Genomic DNA, 2,513 nt, shown 5'->3' on the forward strand with positions numbered 1-2,513 from the left:
GCCTTCTTCTTTATCCCGATGCAGGTGCGCTACTTTATCTGGGTCGTGGCGGCCATCGACCTGCTCGGCGCCATCCAGGGCGGCGGCGGCATCGCCCACCTCGCGCACATCGGTGGCCTGTTCACGGGCATGCTGATGATGCGCACGGGCTGGTACCGGCGGCGCTGGCTGGATCTCGGCGGCTGGCGGCGCCGGCGCGTGCTGCAGAAGCAGCGCGATCGGCACCGGCGCGTCGACGAGATCCTCGAGAAGGTGAGCCGCGAGGGGATCCACTCCCTGAAGGCGAGCGAGCGCGAATTCCTGGAGCGCGCGCGCCGGGACCGCTAGCCCGAAACGGCGAGGCGGGACGACCCTGCGCGCGGCGGCTGGCCGCGGTGGCAAGGCCGTCCCGCCTGCCTGGCGGGGACCCGGCAAGCCGGGTCGGGAGGGGGGATCGCGATGGATCCCCGGTGGGGGGCCTAGCCCTTGCGTTCGCCCTTCTTCTCGAGGCGCTTCTCGAGTTCCTGCAGTCTCTGCTCGAGCTTCTCCAGCTTCGCTTCGAGTTCGTTCCGCTGGCCGTCGAGCCGGCGCAGGACGCGGTGCTGCCGCGGCCCTTCGTCGGCGAGGCCCTTGAAGAAGAGGTCGACGCCCTGCTCCGGGATCTCGACCCGGGCCGTCCTGCGCTCGCCCTTGCGCACGTAGGCGAGTTCGCCCGGCTCCTCGCCGGCGAGTTCGCCGACCGCCTCGCGCAGCTCGGCCACCGTCGCGACCGGCTCGCCGCCCAGGCCGACGATCACGTCCCCGGCCTCGAGGCCCGCCGCCGCGGCGGGGCTGTCCTCGGTCACCGCGAGCACCAGCGCCCCGCGCTCAGCGCCGGGGAAGTAGCTCGCGAGCGGCCCCTCGAGGTCGCGGACTTCCACGCCGAGCCGGCCGCCACCGCCCTCGCCGAGCTGCTGCAGCCAGAAGTGCTGCGGCAGCGCCTTGCCGTCCCAGGTGCCGCGCTCGCCGAGTTCGATCGAGGGCGCGCGCTCGCCGAGCGTGAGTTCCAGGCGCTTCGTCTTGCCGTCGCGGCGCAGCGCGAGCGCGACCGCGTCGCCCGGCGCCTTCGCGCGCACCGCCGCGGTCAGCGCCGCGGCGTCCGCGACCGGTTCGCCGGCGAAAAAGACGATGACGTCGCCCGCCTCGATCCCGGCCTCGGCCGCCGGCGTGTCGTCGAAGACGGAGCGCACGCGCGCGCCGCGCGTCTCGTCGTCGTCGCGGTCCAGATCCTGGAGCGCGACGCCCAGGTAAGCGCCCTTGCCCAGCGCGCTCAGCTCCGCGAGTTCTTCGCCGTCGCGGATCACGATCACGCGCTTGTCGTCCGTCGGCTTCTCGGTCTTCGCGGCCGCGCCAAACGCTGGGATCAGCAGCAAGGCACACAGAGCGAGCGTTGCCCATCGCTTCATCGTCATGACCTCCATGCAGGGGGGGAATTGCCGCGCCCCTCTACCGTGCCTCCCGGGATGAGTTCCCGGCCCAGGCTCGCGTTGACCGCAGCCTGCTGCTCGCCTATGCTCCCCCGACCATGGAACACACCGTTCATCGACTGAGCGCCGCGGGCAACGTCTTCTACCTGATCCTCGGCTCGCCGCCGCCGGACGCGGCCGCGCTCGCGCGGCGCCTCGGCGCGGGGGAATGGCTGGTGCCGTCGGCGGGCTCGCTGCCGCCGCGACCGAGCGACGGACTCATCGTCGGCGAGGCCCCGACCGGGCAGACGCCGCGCCAGCAGATGTTCAATCCCGACGGCAGCAGCGGCCACTGCGCGAACGGTCTGCGCTGCCTGGCCTGGCTGCTCGCGCGCGAGGGGCGTCTGCCCGCGGACGGCCTGATCGAGACCGTCGACGGCCCGGTGGCGGTCGCCGTCACCGGCGACCTGGTCTCGGCCGCGCTCGGCCCGCTGCGGCCGCTGCCGGGCTTCCCGCCGCCGGAGGCGCCCTGCGCCCTGGACCTGGGCGGGGAGACCCTCACCGGCTACGCCGCCTTCGTCGGCAACCCGCAGTTCGTGCTCTTCGGCGATGCGGCGCTGCAGGCCCGCGTGGGCGAACTGGGACCGCGTCTGCAGCAGCACCCGCGCTTTCCCGGCGGCGTGAACGTGGAGTTCGTCTGGCGCGAGCCCAGGCCGGCCGGCGAGCGCTGGACGGTGCGGGTCTGGGAGCGCGGCGTCGGCGAGACCCTGGCCTGCGGAACCGGCGCATTGGCCGTGGCCGGCGTCGGCCCGACGGGACTCGCGCGCGGCGAGCAGCGTGACCTACATTATCCGGGCGGCGTGCTCAGCGTGCGCCGCGACGCGGAGGACCGGCTGCACCTGGCCGGGGCCGTCCGTTACGAGGGCGAGTATCGGCTCCAGACGGCGGCGCCGCGCCGGGCCGGGGAGCGGGAGGGCAGCCGAGCGTGATCGAACTCCAGGGCGTCACCAAGCGCTACGAGAAGACCGTGGCCGTGGCGGGCATCGACTACCGCTTTCGGCCAGGCAAGCTGACCGGCTTCCTCGGGGG

The 2,513-nt window shown here is 73.7% G+C and carries 4 protein-coding genes; 3 read left to right on the forward strand and 1 reads right to left on the reverse strand.

The features are described from left to right. The coding region (locus tag FJ251_15425) for a rhomboid family intramembrane serine protease (GenBank protein ID MBM4119093.1) at positions 1–327 on the forward strand (327 nt) is incomplete at its 5' end. A gap of 131 nt (positions 328–458) precedes the next feature. Here the strand turns inward: FJ251_15425 and FJ251_15430 are convergent. Beyond that, positions 459–1,439, reverse strand: a complete 981-nt coding sequence (locus tag FJ251_15430) for a PDZ domain-containing protein (GenBank protein MBM4119094.1) — start codon at positions 1,437–1,439, stop codon at positions 459–461. A gap of 104 nt (positions 1,440–1,543) precedes the next feature. On the opposite strand from FJ251_15430, the gene FJ251_15435 reads away from it, so the two are divergent. Further along, a complete protein-coding gene (locus FJ251_15435) occupies positions 1,544–2,413 on the forward strand; it encodes a hypothetical protein (protein ID MBM4119095.1) in 870 nt (289 codons plus the stop codon). Further along, the coding region (locus tag FJ251_15440; GenBank protein MBM4119096.1) for an ABC transporter ATP-binding protein at positions 2,410–2,513 on the forward strand (104 nt) is incomplete at its 3' end. The genes FJ251_15435 and FJ251_15440, both read left to right, overlap by 4 nt.

This window comes from bacterium, assembly GCA_016873475.1.
Classification (GTDB): domain Bacteria; phylum Krumholzibacteriota; class Krumholzibacteriia; order JACNKJ01; family JACNKJ01; genus VGXI01.

Bases quoted from the DNA above. Each gene is read 5' to 3' on its own strand.
- FJ251_15430 (MBM4119094.1), bottom strand. From the start codon at position 1,439: ATGGAGGTCATGACGATGAAGCGATGGGCAACGCTCGCTCTGTGTGCC.
- FJ251_15435 (MBM4119095.1), top strand. From the start codon at position 1,544: ATGGAACACACCGTTCATCGACTGAGCGCCGCGGGCAACGTCTTCTAC.